Origin of the sequence: Synechococcus sp. H55.8, from assembly GCF_047462375.1 — a bacterium.
GTDB lineage: Bacteria > Cyanobacteriota > Cyanobacteriia > Thermostichales > Thermostichaceae > Thermostichus.
The window spans coordinates 1-4,318 of record NZ_JANSJC010000049.1 but is presented as its reverse complement, the minus strand read 5'-3'; the positions used below and the strand labels follow the sequence as shown (position 1 = coordinate 4,318).

Genomic DNA, 4,318 nt, shown 5'->3' with positions numbered 1-4,318 from the left:
AATTCAAACACTTTCACTTTGCCACCTACCCAAGCACTTCGCGCTGCTGCCCTCACCCCCAACCCCTCTGAGGGAGAGGGGGGTTAGGGATAGGCTTTCCGTCTGTTGTTTGAGGTAGGTCTCAGCTCCCTAGAGATCGAAACGGCGGCGAAAGCGGGGATCCCACCTGTCCTTTTTGCGCTGATTACAGACTTTGCACAGGGTTTGCAAGTTGCTGATGTCGTTGCTGCCGCCCTGGGCAAGGGGGACGATGTGATCAACCTGAAGCTGCACCTCTGGGGGCGATTTGCCACAACTGCGGCAGCGGAAGCCATCCCTTTGGAAGACATACTCCCGCACAGATGCTGGGATCGGGATCCTCTCACCAGGTTTTTTCTCTTTCATTCACTACTCACCTGTAGCGCGAAAAATATCTAGATTCTCTTCAGAATTTCGGGATGGACTATCGGGAGTAAACTCGAGACAAACTTTAAGGGATACCTTTCCCTCAGACCAATCCTTTCTAGGCTGTAAGATTCGGGATTTTACTCCCTCTACAATTTCTACGTAATCTTTTTTGCAGCGAAGGTGGCCATTTGTTCGTGCGATATCTGCAAGAAGGTAATCAAAATTGCACTGTGCAAAACGCTAGGAAAATAAATTTGGTCGCCAATCGCAACGGCAGTTTCTTTGTCATCTGCTTTGAGAAGTACCGAATCGGCCATGGTCTTGCTTCCTAGTGCTTACAGGCCTGGCTAACCAGCGTCTTTTCAAAAGGCATCCAGAGGAGATTCACTGCTTGCTAATTCTGGATCTTCTGGCTCAAACTCAACTACTGCTACTAGCCTTACCCTAACTCTGCCGGCAATCCATGGCAAGCCAGGACGTAAAAGTTTAGCAGGGATCCCTCTCGCATCAGTTATTTTGCCAAAATTAACCGAGCCATAGTTAAATGAAATGTTTCTGGCTCTAAGTTTGTCAGATAAACGAGATCCAAAGTTATCATAAGCACTTTCTAAGCAAGCCCCAATAAACTCTTTTGAGTAGATCAGGCGTCCTCCTATATCAATGACGGTGCTTGGAGAAGCATCTATCTCGACAAAGCGATCCTGAGGTTGATCGTTGCTTGACACTGACCCAGCCTCCTAATGCATCCCGCTAACTTAAGCTACTCCTTGTCTGTGCGAAGGTCATCTAGAGGGGATCCATCGCTACTTTCTGAGCTCGTACGCTCTGGCTCAAACTCTACAGTGATCCGCAATCTGACCCTACCTTTCTCCCACTCCTTCTTACCCGGTACCAAGAGCTGACAGGTAAGGCCCTGATCAAACCACTTGGTTTCTTGCAGTAACTTTTCTAACTTTTCTTCAGATCCGGGAGGAATAGGAATAGGAGGAAGAAAGCTACTGGCAATACTAATCAGGTTTTCCGCTGGGAGGATCCCCGAGGATCTCAAGGCTGCAATAAACAAGCGATTGAGCTCTTCCTTTTTGGCCAAATCCTCTTGGGCAGCTTTGACCAGGCTAGCAACCTTGAAAGTTTTCTCCCCTATGGAGAGAACCCCTTCTAAGCATTGCTGCAAGGGCAGGGACTTAGGTAACAAAACTTCACCTCCTCAAATAGTAGGGAGAAACAAACTGCTTTATCTCAGATCGTCAAGTATGCTGTCCAGCTCGGGGAAAATCTTACCTAAGTCAGAGATCTCATCACTCGGCTCACTTTCGCTCGCTGGCTGCTCGGAAGAACCTGCTGAGCTGTCAGCTAATTCACCGGTCGAAGAAGGTTTCAGTAAAGAAATCGAGGGCAAAAGTTCACGACCTAGGCCCATAGCCTGTAAGCATAGGTTAATCCCAGAAACGGCTTGGTTGTAGCTATCGATCTTTGCTTCTAGATCCCTTAGACGCTGTTGGTTTAAGGTAATTCTTTCTTCTGCTTCCTTTCTAAGTGTCGCTTCCATAAATTGCTTTGCTTCGGGATACTTTTGCAGAATTTCATCAGCCACTTCCTTAGCAACGGGCAAGAGCTGAGTCTTGAGGGTATTGTTGGTTTCTTGCCGGAAGTTAGAGCGTATTGTCTGGCTGACTTTGGGCTCAAAGTCAAGCTTCAGCAATTGCCGGATCCCCGGCTCCGCATCTCGAATAGCGGAAATATCGTAGGACTGAGATGTTTGCTTTAAAACTTCCCGGAACTGGTAAATGGAGAAAGTGCCCTCGTCATAGAAGCGAGGACTTTCTCTTAGATACCGATCGCACTCTTTTCGAGCGCCGCTGACTAATGCAGTGCAAACTTTTTCCTTAACCTCTAGTAGTTTTTTCTCTAGATCACCGTCGGATCCCAGTAGGCGAAACAACTGCTTGTAGTAGTCTGCACTGCGTACCCGATCGATAATCCGCCGGAAGGAGTTCTCCACAACTGTGGTGGCAGACTCGACCAGTATATCCTCTAGGTGATTCGATAGGTAGTAAAGGGCCTCAACCAGCACAGCCAAAAAGGGAGCTGTGGAGTTACGGTGGTGGATGCGAACAGCTTGGCTATAGGCACTATCTATTGAGAATGTGTCCAGAAGCTCATCCAGCCTACGCACCATCTTGGCCTGCAGCCTTCGGAAGTCATACTCAAACTCTTTATCCGTTCCGTCGATAATTTCACTAACCATAGTTTGAATGTGTTCATCAAACTCTTGACCAATCCTATTCAACTGCTGATTAATAAGCATTAACTCATGGGCAATCATGCTATCGACTTCTCTGGGTTGGCTGTCTAGGTCTCCATAAAGATCTAGGTAGGACTTTCTGAGCTCAATACACAGAGGCTGCAGGTCATCGGCAAGAGCTATAAACAACTGCGGGCGCTTTTCTTCCTTCAAATAGCGAGTAATCCCACTGAGAAATTCTTCTATGCCGCTATCTTTGATCATGTACTCAATCAAGGGCTTGCCCCACTCGCTTAGAATTCGAACGTAGTTATCGATAGGAGTCTCATAGCCGTGCACCGAAGGGCGGAAGGGGGATCCCACAAGCCTGCCTGAGGAGCTACAGTACTTGACAAATTCGCTAATAAATTGAGGTGTCTGCTCTCTGCCACCTAGCTCTTTTATACTTTCTGCAAAAATGGTATCCAGACCAAACCTTGTTTCTCGAGTCGTTTCCCTGATCTGCGAGCCGTAGAAGCCAAGCAGGGCACTAGTTTTAAATAGGCGGGCTTGACGAAACTGCTGGTCAATGATGGTCTCTAATCTCTGCCTTAGCTGGGAGTTGTACCAAGTTTCATCAATGCGGTTGAACACATAAAAAACTCGATCGCGAATACTTTCGCTACTTTGGATGTGCTCAATGAGTTCTGTTTCTTCTTTAGTCAGCTCACCTGTTGTAGCACACTTGAGGACACAGACAACTGCGGAAGTGTTTGGATCGGCAATTTTTTGATAGGTGCGCTCGGCATCCGCTTTAACCGGAGCATCAATTCCAGGGGTATCGACAATAACGTTTCCGTCTTCTAATAGAGGATGATGGCAGTAGTACTCAATCTTCCGCAGAACTGCACTATTGGCACCGCGCCGCGCAAAACTGGCCGCTTCTCTTAGGTTGCCAAGGTTAAGCTGTTCCATCGAAAATACTCTGTTTTCGGTTGGGTGAATTCTGGCGCGGTTTTGCTGGAAACCTTCAATTAATAAGCGCAGCGCATCTGCCTGCTTTGCTCGTTCCGACTTACTTTTGCCGCCCTCCTGCTGAACAATGGCCTCAGCCTGCTCTTTTAGGCGATTGAGGGTGACTTCCTCTAGGTTGTTGCCGCTGGGTAGGGTCAAGCCTAGGCGAGTGCAGAAGGCAGCCATCTGTTCCTGCACCTGCCGCTCGCTGAGGAAGGTGAGTACTACCCTCTCGGCGTCAGGCTCTGCATAGGAGATGTAGCACTCTGTCCCTGTGGCGTGTCCTTCAGCGCTATAGAGAAGCTCCCTTTCTAACAAGGCGTTGATCAGCATCGACTTGCCAGCGCTAAAAGCACCGGCAAAGACAATCTCAAAAGTTGGAGAAATAGCCTTGCTCAGTGAAGCCTGAACTCGGGTTGTATCTTGCTTTGCTGAGAGCGTGGGATCCTGCTGCCAAAGGTTTAGAATCGTTTCAACATGCTCCCGTAAGTTCTCACACTGAGGCAAGAGTTGCACAGCCATCTCGGGGACCTCCGCTAGGGCTGGGGAGATTATAACGCCCTCAGCCTCGGGCGTGAGATCCCTATACTACTTTTCTTCCGACGGGGCCCTAGCTTGCTAGGGCAAAGAGGTCACTCCACTCCCGCCTGGGAACGCCGGGCTTAGCGATGATCTCGAAGATGCGGTTTTTTG

The 4,318-nt window shown here is 48.6% G+C and carries 6 protein-coding genes; all 6 read right to left on the bottom strand.

Annotated features, from left to right (window positions below; all coding sequences use genetic code 11):
• Positions 1-129: 129 nt before the first annotated feature.
• From NW862_RS12615 to NW862_RS12590, 6 genes are read right to left on the bottom strand one after another with little or no spacing between them, the layout of a single operon-like run.
• Positions 130-384, bottom strand: coding sequence for an HNH endonuclease (locus NW862_RS12615; protein WP_414348921.1), 255 nt, complete (start codon positions 382-384; stop codon positions 130-132).
• A 3-nt stretch (positions 385-387) separates the two neighbouring features.
• Complete coding sequence (locus NW862_RS12610) at positions 388-516, bottom strand: hypothetical protein (RefSeq protein WP_414427243.1); 129 nt, start codon at positions 514-516, stop codon at positions 388-390.
• A 26-nt stretch (positions 517-542) separates the two neighbouring features.
• Positions 543-704: a hypothetical protein gene (locus tag NW862_RS12605; RefSeq protein WP_414348922.1), complete on the bottom strand. Its 162-nt coding sequence runs from the start codon at positions 702-704 to the stop codon at positions 543-545.
• A 45-nt stretch (positions 705-749) separates the two neighbouring features.
• The gene (locus NW862_RS12600) at positions 750-1,112 is read right to left on the bottom strand and encodes a KGK domain-containing protein (protein WP_414348923.1); all 363 of its coding nucleotides are present in this window, start codon (positions 1,110-1,112) and stop codon (positions 750-752) included.
• A gap of 35 nt (positions 1,113-1,147) precedes the next feature.
• Positions 1,148-1,582, bottom strand: a complete 435-nt coding sequence (locus NW862_RS12595; RefSeq protein WP_414348924.1) for a KGK domain-containing protein — start codon at positions 1,580-1,582, stop codon at positions 1,148-1,150.
• A 39-nt stretch (positions 1,583-1,621) separates the two neighbouring features.
• Positions 1,622-4,147 carry a dynamin family protein gene (locus tag NW862_RS12590; protein WP_414427242.1) on the bottom strand — a complete coding sequence of 842 codons (2,526 nt, stop codon included), beginning with the start codon at positions 4,145-4,147 and terminating at the stop codon, positions 1,622-1,624.
• Positions 4,148-4,318: the final 171 nt, after the last annotated feature.

What these genes read in the sequence shown, in the direction of transcription:
- NW862_RS12605 (WP_414348922.1), bottom strand. Translation starts at nt 704, where the DNA reads ATGGCCGATTCGGTACTTCTCAAAGCAGATGACAAAGAAACTGCCGTT.
- NW862_RS12590 (WP_414427242.1), bottom strand. Translation starts at nt 4,147, where the DNA reads ATGGCTGTGCAACTCTTGCCTCAGTGTGAGAACTTACGGGAGCATGTT.
- NW862_RS12615 (WP_414348921.1), bottom strand. Translation starts at nt 384, where the DNA reads ATGAAAGAGAAAAAACCTGGTGAGAGGATCCCGATCCCAGCATCTGTG.